Here is a 20052-nt window from a genome sequence, read left to right as displayed (position 1 = left end):
TATCAATTGCCCCCGCGTCGAATCAGCATGAAGCATTTGTTCCCCAGCACCGCCCTCGCTCTTTTCATTGGTCTCGGCCTGTTGCCGCTGTCGACCAATACGTTCGCAGCTAACAGCTGGGACAAACTTCAGCCTGATCGCGATGAGGTGATTGCCAGCCTTAACGTCGTCGAGTTGCTCAAGCGCCACCATTACAGCAAGCCGCCGTTGGACGATGCGCGCTCGGTGATTATCTATGACAGCTATCTCAAGCTGCTGGATCCCTCGCGCAGCTATTTCCTGGCCAGTGATGTTGCCGAGTTCGACAAGTGGAAGACCCAGTTCGACGACTTCCTCAAGAGCGGCGACCTGCAGCCTGGCTTCACCATCTATAAGCGTTACCTGGACCGCGTCAAAGCGCGTCTGGACTTCGCCTTGGGTGAGCTGAACAAAGGCGTCGACAAGCTCGACTTCACCCAGAAGGAAACCCTGCTGGTGGATCGCAAGGAGGCCCCGTGGCTGACCAGCACCGCCGCCCTGGATGACCTGTGGCGCAAACGCGTCAAGGATGAAGTCCTGCGCCTGAAGATCGCCGGCAAAGAACCCAAGGCGATCCAGGAGCTGCTGACCAAGCGCTACAAGAATCAATTGAGCCGCCTGGAACAGACCCGCGCCGAAGATATCTTCCAAGCCTATATCAACACCTTCGCGATGTCCTACGATCCGCACACCAATTATCTGTCGCCAGATAACGCGGAAAATTTTGATATCAACATGAGTCTTTCCCTCGAAGGCATCGGCGCCGTGCTGCAGAGCGACAACGATCAGGTCAAGATCGTGCGCCTGGTGCCCGCAGGCCCTGCGGACAAGACCAAGCAAGTGGCCCCGGCCGACAAGATCATTGGCGTAGCCCAGGCCGACAAAGAGATGGTCGACGTGGTCGGCTGGCGCCTGGACGAAGTAGTCAAGCTGATCCGTGGGCCGAAAGGCAGCGTGGTGCGCCTGGAAGTGATTCCGCACACCAATGCGCCGAATGACCAGACCAGCAAAGTGGTGTCGATCACCCGCGAAGCGGTGAAGCTCGAAGACCAGGCCGTGCAGAAGAAAGTCCTCAACCTCAAGCAAGATGGGAAGGACTACAAGCTGGGCGTCATTGAGATCCCGGCGTTCTACCTGGATTTCAAGGCCTTCCGTGCTGGCGATCCGGACTACAAGAGCACCACCCGCGACGTGAAGAAAATCCTCACCGAGCTGACCAAAGAGAAGGTTGACGGCGTAGTCATCGACCTGCGCAACAACGGTGGCGGCTCGTTGCAGGAAGCCACCGAGCTGACCAGCCTGTTTATCGACAAGGGACCTACCGTGTTGGTGCGCAACGCTGACGGCCGTGTGGATGTGCTGGAAGACGAAAACCCCGGTGCCTTCTACAAAGGCCCGATGGCGTTGCTGGTCAACCGTCTCTCGGCTTCGGCCTCAGAGATTTTCGCCGGCGCGATGCAGGACTACCACCGCGCAATGATCATCGGTGGCCAGACCTTCGGCAAAGGTACGGTGCAGACCATCCAGCCGCTCAACCATGGCGAACTGAAGCTGACCCTGGCCAAGTTCTACCGGGTTTCCGGGCAGAGCACCCAGCATCAGGGCGTACTGCCGGACATCGATTTCCCGTCGCTCATCGACACCAAGGAAATCGGCGAAAGCGCCCTGCCCGAAGCCATGCCATGGGACACCATCCGCCCAGCCATCAAGCCCGCATCGGACCCGTTCAAGCCATACCTGGCTCAGCTCAAAGCCGAACATGACCTGCGTTCTGCCAAGGATGCCGAGTTCGTGTTTATCCGCGACAAGCTGGCCCTGGCCAAGAAGCTGATGGCCGAGAAGACCGTCAGCCTCAATGAAGTGGACCGCCGCGCGCAGCACACCGATATCGAGAACCAGCAACTTGCCCTGGAAAACATCCGCCGCAAGGCCAAGGGTGAAGCCCCGCTCAAGGAGCTGAAGAAAGAAGACGAAGATGCGCTGCCGACCGAACCTGAAAAGACCAAGCCGGAAGATGATGCCTACCTGAGCGAAACCGGGCGGATTCTGCTGGACTACCTGAAAATCAGTAAGACGGTGGCCAAGCAGTAAATGATGGCAATTTAATGTTGCCGCTCCACTGAGCGTCATCAAACAGACATCATTCTGTCGTGAAATGAAGGACCGGGCGCCCCAGGCACCCGGTCCTTTTTTTTCGACCGAGATCATCATGACCATGACCGAACAGCTGAATGCCCTGGGCTCCATCCTGGCTCAGGGCAGTTTGCACAGTCTGTTCCAACCCATCATCAGTCTCAGCGAACGCCGCATCCTCGGCTACGAAGCGTTGAGCCGCGGCCCCTCCAACAGCCCACTGCACTCGCCCCTCGCGTTGTTTAGCGTGGCGCGCCAAGCCGGGCGCCTGAATGAGCTGGAGATAGCCTGCCGACAAAGCGCCTGCAAGCGCTTCAGTGAGCAGAAACTGCCGGGCAAGCTGTTTCTCAACGTCTCGCCCGAGTCCCTGCTGGAAACCACCCATCAACCGGGACGCACCTTGCAGATGCTGCGCGAGTACGGGATCGCGCCCAGCCAGATCGTGATCGAACTCACGGAACAAGCGCCGACCGACGATTTCCAACTGCTGCAGACCGCCCTGCACCACTATCGTGACATGGGCTTTTCAATTGCATTGGATGACTTGGGCGCCGGTTACTCCAGCTTGCGCCTATGGTCCGAGTTGCGCCCGGACTACGTGAAGATCGACCGGCATTTTATCGACGGCATTCATCAGGATGCGCTCAAGCGCGAGTTTGTCGGCTCAATCCTGCAGATCGCCAGGGCGTCCCGTGCGCAGGTAATTGCTGAAGGCATCGAATTGCCAGAAGAATTGGCGGTGCTCACAGAAATGGGCGTAGATCTGATCCAGGGCTACCTGCTGTGCCGTCCCCAGGAGCACCCGCCGACCGAAGCCCGGTTGATGCTGGCCAAGCCTGACAGCACCAGCATCTCTTTCAACGAGGAGGCCAGTGACCTCAGCGCCCTGCTCAACGAACAACCGGCCGTGGCCCAGGACACCGCCACGGCCAAAGTGCTGGAAGCGTTCCGCAGCCAGGCCAACCTCAACTCCCTGGCGGTCCTCGATGGACGCGGTCAGCCTATCGGAATCGTGCATCGGCATTCGTTGTCCGACGCCTTGCTCAAGCCCTTTGCCACCGATCTGTTTGCGCGCAAGCCCATCAGCCGCTTGATGAGCGACGACTTCCTGGCCGTGGAACTGAGCCAGTCGTTGCAACAGGTCAGCCGTCTACTGACCAGCCGCGCACGGCAACGTATCGAAGAAGATTTCATCATCACCCAGAACGGCAACTACCTGGGATTGGGCCGGGTAATCGACGTGCTCAAGCTGATTACCGAACTGAAAATCCAGCAGGCGCGCTACGCCAACCCACTGACCCTGCTACCGGGCAACGTGCCGATCCAGCAGTGCCTGACACGGCTGCTGCAGCAGCAGCGCGAATCGGTGATTTGCTATGTGGATATCGACAGCTTCAAGCCGTTCAACGATATCTACGGCTATGGCCGTGGCGATGAAGTGTTGTTGTGCCTGGCGCAATGCCTGAACGACCGGGTAGACCCCAGCCGCGATTTTGTCGGGCATATTGGCGGCGATGATTTTTTACTGGTGCTGGGCGCCCAGGACTGGCGCAAGCGTCTTAACCAGTTGGTGGATGATTTCCAGACCCAGTGCCGGCGTTTCTATCGCAGTGAGCATTTGGAAGCGGGCTGTTTTATCGCCCTCAATCGCCAAGGGGCGCGACAGGAGTTTGCCTTGCTGTCGCTGTCCATCGGCGTGGTGCATCTGCATCCGTTGAGTTGTGGACACCTGGATGCCAGCCAGTTGGCGGAACTGGCCTCGCAGGCCAAGCATCACGCCAAAAACGTGGCCGGTTACAGCATCCACGTCATCGACAGCCGCGAGCTTCTGTAGGAGCCGGCAAGCCGGCTCCTACAATTGCTCCAGGCGGATCTGCGCCAGCGGATGCCCGGCCTTGGCGGCGAGGGTCCACCAGCGTGCGGCTTCGACCGGGTCCGGGGCCTTGCCCAGGCTGCCTGCCAGGCTCAGCACGCCTACTTGATAGGCGGCCTTGCCATCCCCGGCCTGCCCCGCCAGGCGCAACAAGCGCACGCCCTCTTCCCGTGCGCCAAGGCCCTGGCCGCGAAAGGTCAGGATATGCCCATAGAAACTTTGGGCCTCGACATTACCCAGATTGGCCATGCGTGCAAACTGACCCTCCAGCCAACGCCAGCCACGGGGCTGACGCACAAACCAAGACCAATGAAACAATCTGCGCGCCAGCCAATAGCTGGCATACGCTTTGAGCTTCCAGAACACTCAAGCCTCCGCTGACTCAGGATATTCGTACTCGAACACACGGACCACTTCCGAGGCATGCCACGACGCTGCAGCGACGCCATCGGACGGCCCGCAAAAACGTCCAAGGCGTTCGACACATTCAAAAAAACCGGTACGCGGCAAGCGACTCGCGCCCTGGCTGATCACCAGGGAACTGCGCAGGGGTTGCTCCGCCTTGGCATCCAGGGCCGCCAGGTGTTCGAGGGCGGCGGTCAGGGTTTGCATCGCCGGCGTCGGAAATTGCAGGCGCTCAAGCAATGCGCGATAGGTCAAAAGATGTCGTTGGCGACGGGCCTGATCAAGTTCGTTGAGCAATCCATCCCAATGTTGACGGCTGATGCGCACACTCACATTTCGTCCCTCCAACCCGCAATCCCCAACTCCCAGGCCAGGCTGCGACGGATCGCAGCATCCGGCTGGCGCTCACCACTTTCAATCAAACCCAGGTAGGACGGGCTGATGCCCACGGTACGGGCCAAAGTCTCGATCGCCAGCCCCTTGGCTTCACGCAAGCTGCGCAGTTGTTCCAGGGGGCGTAGATCCTGCTCAGTAGCAATGGGAGGGATCTGTGCAGAAGGCGTGGCTGGTTGCTGCAGGCCGGCGGCTTTTAACAGCGCCTGGTACTGAGCCCATGGCAGAACCGCGTATTCGGGTTCGCCATCCCGTGAAATGATTTGTATATCCATGACTGCCCCGTAGGATCACAACACTTACGAAGTAAGTACTTTCCTTAGGAGTGTAATCCTAACAGCCACAAGGAGCGCAGGGGGATAATCCGCATCTTCAGTTTTTTTTCGGGTTTTCCTGCTCCAAAAGCTGTGGCGTGGCGGGCAAGCGTTCAACCACCACCAGCTTTTCCGGGCGCTGGCGTTCACGCCAGGCGCGGAAGGCACTCAACTCACCGTCCAGGGACTTCATGACCCAGGCCAGAACCGCGATGTCATCGAGCATGCCGAACATCGGCAGGAAGTCCGGGATCGCATCAATCGGGCTGAGGAAATACATCAGGCCCGCCACCACCGAGATCAGCGCCTTGGGGCTGATGGCCCGGTACTCGCCGCGCCAGTAGGCCAGGCATAACGCCTGGAGCAGCTTCAGGTCGTCCTTGAGCTTGCCCAGGCGGTTGCCCTGGCTTGAACCTTTGGCAGCGACCGCGAACAACAGGGTCGGCAGGCGTCCACGTCCGATCAGGCGTGCGGCCAACGGTAGGAAGCGGGTGAAATTCCAGGGTGCTTTCATCGTCACTCCAGTTCCAGGCGAGAGAAAAGGTTATCCACACAACTTGTGGATAACCTTGTGAACAGAGCCCATTTTCGCGGCTGAAAGCCACGTAATACAAGGCCCAGAGTCAGATCGGGCGTTTTTTGCGCACATAAAAAAATCCCAAGATTTCATTGACTTGGGGGGCATCTGCGGATATGCCGTGCCAAGGTATAGCATCAGACTGCTCTAAGTCGCAGGTGTTCGTTCGGATTGCACGGGATCCGCTTTTAGCGCACTCACCCTCTGTGGCGAGCGGGCTTGCCACAGGGGAAGAGGGCCTGCAGAAACGACAACGCCCCGTATAAACGGGGCGTTGTGTGTTCAGCAGCGGCTTACTTCGCAGCCGGTGCCTCTGGAGCGTCAGCCTTGGCCGGGTCCTTGATTGCCAGCAGCTCCAGGTCGAAGACCAGTACGGAGTTGGCTGGAATCGCCGGGCTCGGGCTCTGCGCACCGTAGGCCAGGTCGGACGGGATGTACAACTCGACCTTCTCGCCCACGTGCATCAGTTGCAGGCCTTCGACCCAACCTGGAATCACGCCGCTGACCGGCAGGTCAATCGGGCTACCGCGATCCACGGAGCTGTCAAAGGTAGTGCCGTTGGTCAGCTTGCCGGTGTAGTGCACAGTCACTACGTCGGTAGGCTTGGGTTGCGCGCCTTCGGCCCTCTTCACGATCTTGTATTGCAGACCGGAAGCGGTGGTGACGACGCCGTCTTTCTTGGCGTTGTCTTCGAGGTATTTCTTGCCGGCGGCTGCCGACTCTTCGCTCACCTTGGTCATGCGTTCTTCAGCACGCTTTTGCAGTGCGGAAAACGCTTCAACCAGTTCTTCGTCTTTCAGCTTCTGTTCTTTCTTGCCGACGGCATCTTCGATGCCTTGGGCAACGGCCTTGGAGTCCAGGTCATCCATACCTTCCTGAGCCAGGCTTTTGCCCATGTTCAGGCCGATACCGTAGGAAGCTTTCTGCGCCGGGGTTTTCAGCTCTACGCTGGTTTGCGAATCACAACCCGCAAGTACCAGGCTAACCAGGGCCACCGCCGCCGCCAACCGATGCTGTTTCATGCTATTTCCTTGTTCATGCGCCAAAAGGGCATTCGAATAAAGTCGCGAGCTTATCAGGCGGCCACGACCAATGGCTACCGGCATGTGAGCAGGAAACTTCTGATAAGTTCACGTGTTTAAAAGCATTTTCATCTGCCCTAACGCCCGGCGAAGGACAGCCGCTGTACCGAAAACCGCCTGCGTAGACGGATCATGGCTACTTGCCGCCTACCGTGCTCGGTGGCATAAGGACACAACCACTCGACAAGGATAGTTATCTTGCGCATTTTTTCCCGTGTTTTAGTCCTGATCCTGTCACTTCTGGGACTGGGGCTGGCCGTAGTGCTCTATTACGTGGTCAACCCGAAGCTACCGGATTACGTGCCGGTACAGCAGGTGCACTATCAGGAGCAATGGAGCGCCGCCGACCGCCAGCTCTACTACTTCACCCCCCAAGGCACCCAGGTCAAGGGCCTGCGCTATAACTGGTTCACCGCGTTGGAGCTGCCGTTTTCCGAGCAGCGTTTTGCCGAGCCGGCCAACCTGGCGCGCTTCGGTTTTCTGGTAGACCCGCGGCAACAGGCCACACCCCAGAACCCCGGCAACCTGCCCGTAGGGTTTGCCCGGCACAAGAATGCCGGCAGCAACGCTGAGTTTCTCGATATCACCTGCGCCGCCTGCCACACCGGCGAGTTGCACTTCAATGGCCAGGCCCTGCGCATCGACGGTGGCTCTGCGCAACATGTGTTGCCCTCCAGCGTGCCGACCCTGCGCGGTGGCAGCTTTGGCCAGGCCCTGGTAGCCAGCCTCGCGTCCACTTATTACAACCCGTTGAAGTTCCGCCGCTTCGCCCACAGCGTGCTGGGGGATCAATACGACGCCCAGTACGATCAACTGCGCCAGGACTTCAAGAAGTCCCTGGACACCTTCCTCAAGGTGGCCTGGAACGATACCCATCGCGGCCTCTACCCCACCGAAGAAGGCCCGGGGCGCACCGATGCGTTTGGCCGCATCGCCAATGCCAGCTTTGGCGATGCCATTTCGCCGGACAACTACCGTATCGCCAACGCACCAGTGGACTACCCACAGTTGTGGGACATGTGGACCTTCGACTGGGTGCAATGGAACGGCTCGGCCCAACAACCCATGGCGCGCAATATCGGCGAGGCCCTGGGCGTAGGCGCGACCCTGGCGTTCTTCGACAGTGCCGGCCAGCCTCTGCAAGGCGATGCGCGCTACCCTTCCAGCGTGCGCGTGCGTGACCTGAACCTGATCGAAGAAACCCTGCAACGACTCAAGCCGCCGACCTGGCCTGAAGCACTGTTCGGCGCCATCGACAAACCCCTGGCCGCCCGTGGCCGCGCGCTGTTCGCGGAAAACTGCGCGGCCTGCCATGTGCCCAGCGTGAGCGAAGTCAACGGGCGCCCGGTGCAGCAATTGAAGATGCTGGCGGTGGACTACATTGGTACCGACCCTGGCACCGCCAGCAACATTGCCGACCAGCGCTACGACCTCAGCGCCCTGCAATGGGACCCGGCCGAGCTGGCGCGGTTGAATGTCGAACTGCACCCGACGCCGACCGAACCGCTGGACCTGCGTAGCCTGTCCGTGGCCAAGGGCCTGGCCTATGTCACCGCATTTGTCGAAGAGCATGCCTACCGCGCCGCTGGTATCACCCCGGCCGAACGCCCGCGCCTGGACGGCTTCGGCCTACCTATCGGCGTGCGCGAACTGCGTGCCTACAAGGCCCGCCCGCTGGCCGGCGTGTGGGCCACGCCGCCATTCCTGCACAACGGTTCGGTGCCGACGCTCTACCAGTTGCTTTCACCCCAGTACGAGCGCAGCCGCACCTTCTATAAAGGCACCTTCGACTACAACCCCCGTCACCTGGGCTATCGCACCGAGGCCTTTAAAAACGCGTTCCTGTTTGATACGAGCATCACCGGCAACCACAACAGCGGCCACGAGTTCCGCGCAGGCAAGCGTGGCAACGGGGTGATTGGCCGGGGCCTGGAGCCTGAGGAGCGCTGGGCGCTGCTGGAATACCTGAAAGTACTGGGCGGCCCGCTGGAGCAGCAACTGCCATGAATTCCCCCTTTCGATACAAGGACCGTTCCATGCTCGCTCGACTGTGGCTGCGCCTCGGCGCGTTTCTCGGCAAGACGCTGTTGTCGCTGGTAGGCCTGGGCCTGCTCGGCTGGTTGTTGTCGACCCTATGGTTTGCCTGGCACCACAGCGGCCCGGTGCCTACCGAAGAGCAGATACCGCCAGGCGAAGCGGCCATGACCCAAGGCATCATTCAGACGGCAGTGCGCATCGTCGACCAGCATCGCGAAGGCACTCGTTACCTGCGCGACGCCCATGCCAAGGCCCATGGCTGCGTGAAGGCCGAAGTCAGCGTGCTGCCGGACCTTGAGCCGGCGCTGCGTCAGGGCGTGTTCGCCGAACCGGGCAAGACCTGGCAGGCGATGATGCGCCTGTCCAACGGCAACGCTTATCCACAGTTCGACAGCATCCGCGACGCTCGCGGCATGGCGATCAAGCTGCTGGACGTGCCGGGCAAGCAACTGCTGGCCGATCAGCAGGCGCGCACAGAGCAGGACTTTGTCATGTTCAGCCACCCGAACTTCTTCGTCAGCGACGTCGCCGAATACGCGCAGAACGTCGGGGCCCAGGCCGACGGCAAAAAAGCCATGGCGTTTTTCCCCAGCCTCGACCCACGCAGTTGGCAGGTGCGGCATCTGTTTATCGCCCTGGCCACCCTCGCACCGGCACCGGCCAGCCCGACCGAGGCGACGTACTTTTCGGTATCGCCCTACAAGTTCGGCAGCGCAAATGCAAAATTCCGCGTCGCCCCAGATCCGCAAAGCTGCCCGGAGTACAGCTTGCCCAAGCAGAACCAGGACTTGCCGAACTTCTTGCGCAGCGCCTTGAGCCAGCAACTGTCCACCGACCGCATCGACGCGTGTTTCGTGCTGCAGATCCAGCGCCAGAACCCACAAAAGTACATGCCCATCGAAGACACCAGCATTGAATGGAAGGAAAGCGACGCGCCCTACGAGAGCGTGGCAAAAATCCGCATTCCGGCGCAGGACTTTGATACCAAGGCCTTGAACCTGGCCTGTGACAACCAGTCGTTCAACCCATGGTTTGGTGTGGAAGAACACCGGCCGATTGGTGGGATCAATCGGTTGCGCAAGGCAGTGTATGAGGCGGTGAGTGATTATCGGCATAGCCGCAACACCCCCTGACTAACCCCTGGAGCTGGCTTGCCAGCGATGACGTCAGCAAGACTGCATCAGGGTGTCAGTCACCCAGCGCTATCGTTAACGACCATCGCGGGCAAGCCCGCTCCCACGGTGCTCGTCAGCAGCCAGTGCTGAAAGCTGCGCACCGCAGCGGGCGGGTTGCGGTGTTGCGGTTGCATCAGTTGCAGGCGGCCACGACTGTGCATGTGATGGGGCAAGGCCAGTTGCAGGCGTCCGGCCGCCAGCTCGCCTTCGAGCAAACACTTCCAGCCCAGGGCCACGCCATGTCCCATCACTGCCGATTGCATCAGCAACTGATAGCTGTTGGTGCGCAAGGCGTGACGGGGCGTGTGGTAGTGCGCGCCGATGTCGGCGAACCAGTCGGTCCAGGTCAGCCAGTCGTGATAGTGATCTTCGACAATCAACAAGGTATGGCCGTGCAGCAGGTGTTGGGCATCGCGTATCGCGCCATGACGCTCTATGTAGCCGGGGCTGCACACGGCGATGACCTGCTCACTGGCAAACACCGGTGTCAGTTCCAGGCCAAGGGGCGCGGGCAACTCGTCAAGGTGATAGAACAGGCCCAGGTCATATTCGCTGACATCCAGGTGATTCGGGCTTTCACTGCACAAGATGCGGATATCCAGCTCCGGGTGCTCACGCTGGAAGGCCGGCAGCAGCGCGGCGAGCCAGATGGAACTGATGGTCGGCGTGCTGGCCAAGGTCAGTTGGCGATCGGCGCCGCGCCGGCGCAGTTCTGCGGACTCACGGTCCAATTCGCGCAGCAGGCGCTGGATGGTGCGAAAGTAGCGCACGCCGGCCGGGGTCAAACTCAATCCCAGCGCCAACCGATAAAACAGTGGTCGCGCCAGATCTTCCTCCAGGCGCTTGATCTGCCGGCTCACCGCGCTTTGGGTCAGGTTCAGTTCATGGGCCGCCTGGGTAAAGCTCAAATGACGGGCGGCCGCTTCAAACGTCTGCAAACAATTGAGCGGTGGAAGATCGACGTTTCGGCGCGACATGCAGGGGTCCGTGGCTGATCAGGTGGGCAAGTATCCTGCCATTTGCCCACTCACAACGCGACCCGCGCGACACGTTTGCGCCAGGTTCTGTCATGCACCTGCTCCCCGTTTTCCTGTGCCTGCTGCTGCGCCTCGATATAAAACCACTGGGCGTCGGCGTGCACATGCAGGCGGCTATCGACCGTCACCGACCACTGCCCGCGCTCGACGCGGTAGTGCCAGTGGATATCGGCCTGGGTCGATAACGGATCCCAGGGCAAGGTGCGATAGTGCTCGGTGCAGCGCTGGTCCACCGCCAAGCCATGCTCGGTAAAGCGCACGGCGCCCAGGTCGTCCTCGATTTTTACGCAGACTTCGCCACTGCCCACGTCCTCGATCAAGGTGCGTTTCGGCGCAGCCGCCCGCAGCACTTGCAGCGCGGCCGGGGTAGCTGCTTGCGGGGCCTCGAAGGGGCATGGCACGGCCGCGCCGCTGAAGATCGGCAATTGCACACGTTGCAGGGCAGGCAGCACGGTCAGGGTGGTCAGCTCACGGCTGGGCCACAGCAACGGGAAACTCGCGGTGCTCAGGGCCAGCCGCAGGCGGTGGCCGGCCGGCACCCGCGTGCCGACATGATCCAGGCACAGTTGCACATCCATCGGCTCGCCCGGCACGGGTGGCGTCAGACGAGAGAAATCTTCACGTAGGGCAAGGTTGAGCACGCCGTAGGTGATCTGCGTGACTTGGCCATCCGGCGCCACGGCATTCAGCCGCGCCACCAGTTGCCCGCAGGCGGTATCGCTGGCCAAACGCAACTGCAAGCGCACATCCCCCAGCAGCGCCAGGGGTTCGGTCAGTGGCAGGGAGTCGAAGCACAGCGACTGCGCATCGTCGCGACGCTGATCGGTCGGGCCATCGGGGCCAAACCAGATGGCGCAGTACTCGCCCTGGTGCAGGCCGGTGGTGAGTGGCGAACAGATACTGCGCGGGCGGCCCAGCGCCTGCTGGCCGGGGCTCAGCCCCTGGTCGTTCAGGCTGTAGTCGGTCCATTGCACCTGGGCGTCAGGCCAGCCCGCAGTCTGCACCCAGATACCTGGGCGTTCGGCATAGCTGCCCTTGGGTGCCAACACATCCTGTAGGTAAAAGGTGCAGGCTGCGTCGTCCATCACTCCGTTATCCATGCCTTTGAGCCAGTGGTCCCACCAGCGCTTGGCCTCCTGCAGGAACCCAATGGCCGGGTTGGGCACGGCGAAATGCGGGTACTTGTGGATCCACGGGCCGATCATGGCTTTCTTCGGCCCCGGCAGGTTTTCCATCAGGCGCGGCACCGCATTCTTATAGGCATCGCCCCAACCGCCTACGGCGTACACCGCCGCCTTGATCGCCGAGTAATCCTCACAGACCGAACCGTGACGCCAGTAGGCATCGCGGGTCTGGTGTTGCAACCAGGTCTCGGCCAGCAGCGGCATGGCGTCCAGGCGTTGCTGCCACTGGGTTCTCCAGGCATCACCGACCAGCAGCGGGTCCGGCACCGCCGCGCTGAAGTTGAGCATGGTCGCGGCCCAGCCGAAGTTCTCCAGCAGCAGGTTGCCGCCCTTGTAATGGATGTCATCGGCAAAGCGGTCATCGGTGGAGCACAGGGTGATGATCGCCTTCAGCGCCTCGGGCTGGCGCGCCGCGACTTGCAGGCTGTTGAAGCCGCCCCAGGAGATGCCCATCATTCCCAGGTTGCCGTCGCACCAGGGTTGTTGGCACAGCCAGGCGATCACTTCGAGGGCGTCATCCTGCTCCTGCAACAGGTACTCATCGGCCATCAAGCCCTGGGATTCGCCGTTGCCACGCATATCGACCCGCACACAGACATAGCCCTGCCCCGCCATCCACGGATGGGTCAACGCATCGCGCACCGCCGTGCCATCGCGCTTGCGATAAGGCAGGTATTCGAGGATCGCCGGGAAGGCCTGTTCGTCGGGGGTTTCAGGCAACCAGATACGGGCTGCCAGTTGCGTGCCGTCGCTCATGGGGATCAGGCAGTGTTCGATTTCCCGAACCTTGTAGGCAAATTCGGTGACGATTTCCATGGGTAACTCCAACAAGATAGAGGCAAGTCAGCGCGCAAAATCCGCCATCGGGCTGGCACCACGCGGGCCAGGGGCGAGGTGTACTGCAGGGGCTTTTACGTCCAGCAACGCGGGGTTCTTCAACCAGTAGATCAACGAGGTGCTGGCCAGAAGTACCAGGATCATTCCCGGCAGGCCGCCGAGGTTGGAGAGCATCTTCACCCCGTCGATGCCGACAAAGGCCACCATGACCCAGGACACCGTGCCGATGATCACGCCCCAGACAATCTTCAGCAGCGGGTTGCCATCTAGGTCCGAATCGGCGGTGACGCCTTTGCTGCACAGGTTGGCGATCACGTCGGTGCTGGAGTCGGCGGCGGTGACGAATGAGATAAATGCGACAAACAGCAAAAACGCGATCATCAGGCCGCTGGCCGGCAACTGCTGGAACATCTGGTACAGCACATGTTCCACGCCTTGCTCGTTGAGCACGCGGTTCAAGCTGCCGTCGCCCAGGGCATCGAAGTACAGGCTGCTGCCGGAGAAGATGCAGATCCACAGCGCGGTGAAGAGCGCCGGGTACAGCATGTTGATATGGATAAATTCGCGCACCGTATAGCCCCGGCCGATCTTGCCGAGGAACAGCGCACTCACCGGGGCCCAGGCGAACCATACCGACCAGTAGAACACCGTCCAGCTCTGCGGCCAGCTGTCGCCACTGGCGGCACCGGTGGACAGGCTGCGGCTGAAGAAGGTGTCGAGGTAGACCCCCAGGGACTCGACGCCCAGGCTGAATATGTACAGGGTTGGCCCACACAACAATACAAACGCGCCCAGGGCCAACATGATCCAGGTGTTGAACGACGACAGCATGACGATGCCGCGTTGCAAGCCGCTGGCGGCCGAGGCGACAAAGGTAAAGACGATCACCGCGATGATCAGGGCCAGGCGCAAGGGCGTGGTCTCACCGCCGATGTACTGGCTCAAGCCACCGGCCAAGGTCAGTGCACCGGTGCCCAGGGACGAGGCCATGCCGGCCACCAGGGCGAACATCGCCAGGGTGTCGATCAACCCGGCATACCGCTTGACCCGCTGGGCGCCGAGCAAGGGTTGCAACATGGCGCCAATCGAGAAATGGCTGCGCAGGTTGTAGAACACCAGGGCAAAGACCAGGGACGGCACCAGGTAAATCGCGTAGGGCGTGATCGTCCAGTGCAGGAACATTGTCGACAGGGCAAAGCTCTTGGCTGCCGCGCTGCCTGCTTCGATCGGCAGGCTGCTGGGCGGCGAATACAAGTGGTAGAGCGGCTCGGCGGTGGTCCAGAACAACACTCCCACCGCCAGGGTGGTGCAGAGCGCGACCATGAACCAACGCCATTTACTCAACAGAGGCGTGGCGCCCTCCCCACCAATGCGCACCTTGCCCAGGGGCGAAAAATACACAATGGCCGTAAGCCCCACCATGGCGAAAGAGCCGGCACTGAACAGCCAGGAAAAATTCTGCAGGATCACCGTATTAAGCTGTTTGCTTACGGCCAGAAATGCCTTGAGGTCAAGGTAGCTGGCGATTACCGCCGCCAGCAGAATCAAAAAGGTTGGCCAGAAGACCAAAGGACGCAATGGGTATTTCATCTCGTGCGCTTCCCCAGACAGACTATTTTTATTGCCTTTGCAGGCCATTGTTAGAAAGCAGGCACCGTGGCCGCCCACCTTGAAGTCTTCGCGTGGGTATAGATAAACGTGGGCGCCGGTTGCGGTGCAATCGACCAATAGGCATAGGGGTATTCCGTCAGGTCATGGCTGATCAGCAGCGGCGTGGGGCGTAAAGAGTTCATATAAATCGTCTATTCGCCATAACGTTTACGTCGCCTCTATTGAGCAACTAAGTGCAAACACTCTACCGTCACTTCCTACCCCAACACCCGTAGGAAATCATCGTGGAAAGTTCAACTTTAGGCATGATCGTCCTGTCAATGATTGCGCTCTTCGGTACTGCCGCGTTTTGCTTCGAACACCTCGCTACCCGCAGCGAGAAGAAAAATAAAACTAAATAAGCAGGTCGTTAACATCAGCAACACCCCAGTGTTTAAAGGGATACCCGGGCGGCGGGCTATCCCTTTTTTTCGTGCGCCCGGCAGAATTTTTTCTATATACCGTCTTAATACCGCTGCACGTAATCAGTGCCTGAGCTTGATACCCCAGGGATTAACCTCCCCGCGTCCGCAGTTGCGGCTTATTCACTCAGGGGAGTTACACCGTGCTCACACTTACGTTCATTTATATCGCCAGCGGCTTATGCGCCGTGGGGCTGTTCGTTTACTTGGGCTACGCCCTTATTCGCGCAGAAAAATTCTAGGGAGCTGGCCATGTACGACCTGATGTTTATCAGTCTTTCCCTGGTGTTTTTTGTTGCGACTGCCATGGCCATTGTCGCCATGGGCAAGATTTGAACGGAGCCACGACATGTTAAGCACGCTGCTGGAATTTACGCTGGTCCTGGGGGTAATGACGGGACTCGCCGTACTGATGGGCAAATGGCTGGCCCGGGTATTCACCGGGACCCACCATGCCTTGCCGGAACGTTATACCTACCGCCTGCTGGGCATCGACCCACAGGAAACCATGGGCTGGGCCCGCTTCGGTTCGGCGCTGTTGTTGTCGAACGCGGCGATGATGCTGCTGGGCTATCTGGTGCTGCGCCTGCAAGCGGTCATGCCGCTCAACCCGCTGGGGCTGACCGCACAATCGCCGGACCTGGCATTCAACACCGCCGTGTCCTTTATCACCAACACCAACTGGCAGGCGTACTCGGGCGAGAGCAGCCTGTCGAACTTCAGCCAAATGGCGGTCATTACCTTTCTGATGTTCGTCGGTGCCACCTCTGGCGTGGTCGCGGCGGCCGGTTTCATTCGGGGCCTGAGCCGCTCCAGTTCGGGCGATATCGGCAACTTCTGGGTCGACTTCACTCGCACGCTGTACCGCGTGATGTTGCCGTTATGCGTAGGCATGGCCCTGGTTTATGTCTGGCAGGGCATGCCACAGACCTTCGCCTCCCAGGCCCTGGTCACCACCCTGGAAGGGGCCCAGCAACAGTTGATTGTCGGCGCAGTGGCCAGCTTTGAATCGATCAAGCACATCGGCACCAACGGCGGCGGATTCTTCAGCATGAACGCCGCGCACCCGTTCGAAAACCCGACGCCGCTGACCAACATCCTGCACATCCTCAGCATGTTGCTGATCCCTTCGGCGTTGACCTACACCTTCGGCAGCATGCTGTTGCAACGTCGCCAGGGCTGGGTGTTTTTCGGCACCTTTCTGGTTATGTTCATCGGCTTCCTCGCCCTGGTCTACGGCGCCGAGCAAAGCGGCAACCCGCTGCTGACCCAGGCCGGCGCCAACCAGACCCTGTCGATTGAACACAGCGGCGGCAATATGGAAGGCAAGGAACTGCGCTTCGGCATTGCCGACAGCAGCCTGTTCGTCGCCACCACCACGGCGGCAACCACCGGCTCGGTCAACACCATGCACGACTCGCTGACCCCCATGGGCGGCTTCGTGCCCCTGGCGCAGATGATGCTCAACTGCGTGTTCGGCGGCGACGGCGTGGGCTTTATCAACCTGATCCAGTACGCCCTGCTGACGGTGTTCCTGGTGGGCATGATGATTGGTCGCAGCCCGGAGTTCCTCGGCAAGAAAATCGAAGCGCGGGAGATCAAGCTGGTGATGCTCTCGGTGCTCGCGCACCCCATCAGCATCCTGGGCTTCACCGCCCTCGCCGCCCTGTGGCCCGACACCATGGCCAGCCTCAACAACATCGGCCCCCATGGATTCAGCGAGGTGTTGTACGCCTACACCTCTGGCACCGCCAACAACGGCTCGGCCTTTGCCGGCTTGAACGCCAACACGCCGTTTTTCAACACCACCATTGGCCTGGCGATGTTGATCGGGCGCTTCTTCACCATGCTGCCGATGCTGGCCGTGGCCGGCTCCCTGGCGATGAAAAAGACCGTACCGGCCGGAGCCGGCACCATTCCCACCGCGACCCCGCTGTTCATGCTGCTGGTGGTGTTCGTGGTGCTGGTGGTCGGCGGCCTGACCTTTTTGCCAGCGCTCGCGCTCGGCCCGCTGGTGGAGCAACTGCAGTTGCTGTCCGGCCAGACGTACAACTGAGGACACCTAGATGACGACTCAATCGATATTCAAAGGGCTGTTGCGCCCGGTACTGGTTTCGGCGGTGTTTTTCATGCTGTTGACGGGGTTCGCCTACCCGGCGTTCACCACCGTGACCGCGCAGTTGATGTTCCCGTTCCAGGCCCGTGGCTCGCTGATTGAACGCGATGGCCTGGCCATGGGCTCGACCCTGATTGGCCAGCACTTCACTCGGCCGCAATACTTCCATGGCCGTCCAAGCATGACCCTGGGCGCCGACCCGCAAGACCCAAGCAAAAGCGTGTCGCAGCCCTACAACGCCGGTTCCAGCGGCGCCAGCAACCTGGGGCCGACCAGCCAGAAACTGGTGGACCAGGTGGCCGCACGCGTGCAGGCCTATCGCCTGGCCAACGGCCTGCCCGCCGACGCCCAAGTGCCGGTGGACGCGGTCACCGCTTCCGCCTCGGGCCTCGACCCGCACATCTCAGTGGCCAATGCGCGCCTGCAACTGCCACGGGTCGCGCGCCTGCGGCAGATCCCCGAAGCCGAGCTGCTGCAACTGGTCAACCAGCACACCAGCGCACGCACTCTGGGCCTGCTCGGCGAGCCACGGGTCAACGTGTTGCAACTCAACCTTGCGCTGGACGACCGCCTGCCATCGCCTCCTATTGCGGCCAGTGAGTAAGAGATTGCCCTTATGAAGAATGCTCGTTTACCTCTGTTTGATCGCGCCATCGTACTCACCGCGTGCGGCGATGCGCTGAAGAAACTGCTGCCCCAGGCGCAATGGAAAAACCCGGTGATGTTCGTGGTTTACCTGGGCAGCATCCTTACCACCCTGCTGTGGTTCCAGTCCCTCGGCGGCCAGGGTGAAGCGCCCAGCGGTTTTATCCTCAGCATCACCTTGTGGCTGTGGTTTACCGTGCTGTTTGCCAACTTCGCCGAAGCCTTGGCCGAGGGCCGCAGCCGCGCCCAGGCCGCTAGCCTGCGCGGGATGAAACGCCAGACGCTGGCCAAGCTGCTGCAACACCCCCAAGCACGGTGCGCCATGGCTGCCGACCGAAGCGTCGCTGCTGCGCAAGGATCAGGTGGTGTTGATCGAGGCCGGTGACCTGGTGCCACTCGATGGCATCGTGATCGAGGGCGTAGCGTCGGTGGATGAAAGCGCAATCACCGGCGAATCGGCGCCGGTGATTCGCGAGTCCGGTGGCGATTTTTCCTCGGTCACCGGCGGTACACGCGTGCTGTCGGACTGGCTGGTGGTGCGCATCAGCGTCAATCCCGGCGAGTCGTTTCTGGACCGCATGATCTCGATGGTCGAATCGGCCAAGCGCCAGAAAACCCCGAACGAAGTGGCCCTGACCATCCTGCTGGTGGGCCTGACTCTGTTGTTCCTGCTGGTGATCGCCACGCTGAGCCCCTACTCGATCTTCGCCGTGGCCATGAGCGGCAGCGGTAGCGTGGTCAGCGCCACGGTGCTGGTGGCTTTGCTGGTGTGCCTGATCCCCACCACCATCGGCGGCCTGCTCTCGGCCATCGGCGTGGCGGGCATGAGCCGGATGATGTCGGCCAATGTCATCGCCACCTCCGGGCGGGCGGTCGAGGCGGCGGGTGACGTCGATGTGCTGCTGCTGGACAAGACCGGCACCATCACCCTGGGCAACCGTCAGGCCAGCAGCTTTTTGCCGGCGCCGGGGATCAAAGAGGCCGACTTGGCGGATGCCGCGCAACTGGCCTCCCTGGCCGACGAAACCCCGGAAGGCCGCAGCATCGTGGTGCTGGCCAAGCAGAAGTTCGACATTCGCGCGCGGGACATCAACCAACTGGGCGCAAGCTTTGTGCACTTCACCGCGCAAACCCGCATGAGTGGCGTCGACCTGCCCGCAGGCCGGGCGATTCGCAAGGGTGCAGCGGACGCGATTCGCCGCCATGTCGAGGCCTTGGGCGGGAGTTTTCCGGCGGCGTTGCAGGCCAAGGTCGATGAGGTCTCGCGGCGTGGCAGCACGCCGCTGGTCGTCAGCGACGGCGCCACGGCGCTGGGCGTGGTGGAGCTCAAGGACGTGGTCAAAGGCGGCATCAAGGAACGCTTCGCCGAGCTGCGGCGCATGGGTATCAAGACCGTGATGATCACCGGCGACAACCGCTTGACCGCCGCCGCCATTGCGGTGGAGGCCGGCGTGGATGACTTCCTTGCCGAGGCCCGCCCGGAAGACAAACTGCAATTGATCCGCGACTACCAGGCCAAGGGCAAGCTCGTGGCCATGACTGGCGATGGCACCAACGACGCGCCGGCGCTGGCCCAGGCCGACGTGGCGGTGGCGATGAACAGCGGCACCCAGGCTGCCAAGGAGGCCGGCAATATGGTCGACCTCGACAGCAACCCGACCAAGCTGATCGAAGTGGTCGAGGTGGGCAAACAGATGCTGATGACCCGCGGCGCCCTCACCACCTTCAGCGTGGCCAATGACGTGGCGAAGTACTTTGCAATCATCCCGGCGGCGTTTGTCGCGACCTATCCCCAGCTCGGTGCCTTGAACGTGATGCAACTGAGCAGCCCCAACTCGGCGATTCTCAGTGCGGTGATTTTCAACGCCCTGATCATTGTCGCGCTGATCCCCCTGGCCCTGCGCGGCGTGACTTACCGCGCAATCGGCGCGGCGGCCCTGCTCAACCGCAACCTGCTGATCTATGGCCTGGGCGGGGTGCTGGTGCCGTTTGCCGGGATCAAGCTGATCGACATGCTGCTGACGGGATTGGGCCTCGTGTAACGCTCCACCCACTGTAGGAGCGAGCTTGCTCGCGAAGGGCGTTAACGGTAACGCGAAAAACCTGACACCCAGCGGCGCCATCCGGTTTTTCGCGAGCACGCTCGCTCCTACA

The 20052-nt window shown here is 61.1% G+C and carries 16 protein-coding genes and 1 pseudogene; 8 read left to right on the top strand and 9 right to left on the bottom strand.

Annotated features, from left to right (window positions below; all coding sequences use genetic code 11):
• Positions 1-27: 27 nt before the first annotated feature.
• Together JTY93_RS08440 and JTY93_RS08435 are read left to right on the top strand one after the other, a co-directional pair.
• Complete coding sequence (locus JTY93_RS08440; protein WP_169852119.1) at positions 28-2109, top strand: carboxy terminal-processing peptidase; 2082 nt, start codon at positions 28-30, stop codon at positions 2107-2109.
• Between the two features lie 118 nt (positions 2110-2227).
• A complete protein-coding gene (locus JTY93_RS08435) occupies positions 2228-3985 on the top strand; it encodes a bifunctional diguanylate cyclase/phosphodiesterase (RefSeq protein ID WP_169994190.1) in 1758 nt (585 codons plus the stop codon).
• Between the two features lie 18 nt (positions 3986-4003).
• Here the strand turns inward: JTY93_RS08435 and JTY93_RS08430 are convergent, their stop codons facing one another.
• The 5 genes from JTY93_RS08430 to bamJ all read right to left on the bottom strand — a co-directional run bounded on the left by JTY93_RS08430 (position 4004) and on the right by bamJ (position 6735).
• Positions 4004-4390, bottom strand: a complete 387-nt coding sequence (locus JTY93_RS08430; RefSeq protein WP_205475538.1) for a tetratricopeptide repeat protein — start codon at positions 4388-4390, stop codon at positions 4004-4006.
• Positions 4391-4762, bottom strand: coding sequence for a hypothetical protein (locus JTY93_RS08425; protein ID WP_029292807.1), 372 nt, complete (start codon positions 4760-4762; stop codon positions 4391-4393).
• The gene (locus tag JTY93_RS08420) at positions 4759-5097 is read right to left on the bottom strand and encodes a helix-turn-helix domain-containing protein (RefSeq protein ID WP_205475539.1); all 339 of its coding nucleotides are present in this window, start codon (positions 5095-5097) and stop codon (positions 4759-4761) included. The genes JTY93_RS08425 and JTY93_RS08420 overlap by 4 nt, the downstream gene beginning before the upstream one ends.
• A 97-nt stretch (positions 5098-5194) precedes the next feature.
• Positions 5195-5650, bottom strand: coding sequence for a YkvA family protein (locus tag JTY93_RS08415; protein ID WP_032863275.1), 456 nt, complete (start codon positions 5648-5650; stop codon positions 5195-5197).
• A gap of 356 nt (positions 5651-6006) precedes the next feature.
• Complete coding sequence (bamJ, locus tag JTY93_RS08410; protein WP_205475540.1) at positions 6007-6735, bottom strand: BamJ family beta-barrel-assembly machinery protein; 729 nt, start codon at positions 6733-6735, stop codon at positions 6007-6009.
• 258 nt (positions 6736-6993) lie between these two features.
• Between bamJ and JTY93_RS08405 the strand changes: the two genes are divergently transcribed.
• Together JTY93_RS08405 and JTY93_RS08400 are read left to right on the top strand one after the other, a co-directional pair.
• Positions 6994-8802 carry a di-heme-cytochrome C peroxidase gene (locus JTY93_RS08405; RefSeq protein ID WP_205475541.1) on the top strand — a complete coding sequence of 603 codons (1809 nt, stop codon included), beginning with the start codon at positions 6994-6996 and terminating at the stop codon, positions 8800-8802.
• Between the two features lie 29 nt (positions 8803-8831).
• On the top strand, positions 8832-9965 hold the full coding sequence (locus JTY93_RS08400) for a catalase family protein (protein ID WP_205475542.1): 1134 nt from the start codon (positions 8832-8834) through the stop codon (positions 9963-9965).
• Between the two features lie 59 nt (positions 9966-10024).
• On the opposite strand, the gene JTY93_RS08395 is transcribed toward JTY93_RS08400, so the two are convergent.
• From JTY93_RS08395 to JTY93_RS08380, 4 genes are read right to left on the bottom strand one after another with little or no spacing between them, the layout of a single operon-like run.
• Positions 10025-10984, bottom strand: coding sequence for a LysR substrate-binding domain-containing protein (locus JTY93_RS08395; RefSeq protein WP_205475543.1), 960 nt, complete (start codon positions 10982-10984; stop codon positions 10025-10027).
• Positions 10985-11034: 50 nt separating this feature from the next.
• Complete coding sequence (locus JTY93_RS08390) at positions 11035-13044, bottom strand: CocE/NonD family hydrolase (protein ID WP_205475544.1); 2010 nt, start codon at positions 13042-13044, stop codon at positions 11035-11037.
• Between the two features lie 27 nt (positions 13045-13071).
• Positions 13072-14655 carry a BCCT family transporter gene (locus JTY93_RS08385; RefSeq protein WP_205475545.1) on the bottom strand — a complete coding sequence of 528 codons (1584 nt, stop codon included), beginning with the start codon at positions 14653-14655 and terminating at the stop codon, positions 13072-13074.
• 50 nt (positions 14656-14705) lie between these two features.
• Positions 14706-14858 carry a hypothetical protein gene (locus JTY93_RS08380; protein ID WP_169994214.1) on the bottom strand — a complete coding sequence of 51 codons (153 nt, stop codon included), beginning with the start codon at positions 14856-14858 and terminating at the stop codon, positions 14706-14708.
• 422 nt (positions 14859-15280) lie between these two features.
• Here JTY93_RS08380 and kdpF point away from each other — a divergent pair, with 422 nt between their 5' ends.
• The 4 genes and pseudogenes from kdpF to kdpB all read left to right on the top strand — a co-directional run bounded on the left by kdpF (position 15281) and on the right by kdpB (position 19940).
• A complete protein-coding gene (gene kdpF / locus JTY93_RS29730) occupies positions 15281-15379 on the top strand; it encodes a K(+)-transporting ATPase subunit F (RefSeq protein ID WP_076964610.1) in 99 nt (32 codons plus the stop codon).
• A 107-nt stretch (positions 15380-15486) separates the two neighbouring features.
• Positions 15487-17193 (top strand): potassium-transporting ATPase subunit KdpA, encoded by a 1707-nt coding sequence (kdpA, locus tag JTY93_RS08370; RefSeq protein WP_104911897.1) that lies wholly within the window; start codon positions 15487-15489, stop codon positions 17191-17193.
• Positions 17194-17203: 10 nt separating this feature from the next.
• Positions 17204-17857 carry a K(+)-transporting ATPase subunit C gene (gene kdpC / locus JTY93_RS08365; RefSeq protein WP_169994217.1) on the top strand — a complete coding sequence of 218 codons (654 nt, stop codon included), beginning with the start codon at positions 17204-17206 and terminating at the stop codon, positions 17855-17857.
• Between the two features lie 12 nt (positions 17858-17869).
• Positions 17870-19940, top strand: a pseudogene (gene kdpB / locus JTY93_RS08360) (potassium-transporting ATPase subunit KdpB).
• Positions 19941-20052 lie beyond the last annotated feature (112 nt).

The sequence above is a fragment of the Pseudomonas hygromyciniae genome, from assembly GCF_016925675.1.
Classification (GTDB): Bacteria; Pseudomonadota; Gammaproteobacteria; order Pseudomonadales; family Pseudomonadaceae; genus Aquipseudomonas; species Aquipseudomonas hygromyciniae.
Note: the sequence above shows the minus strand (reverse complement) of the source record. Positions and strands in the feature narration are given on the sequence as shown.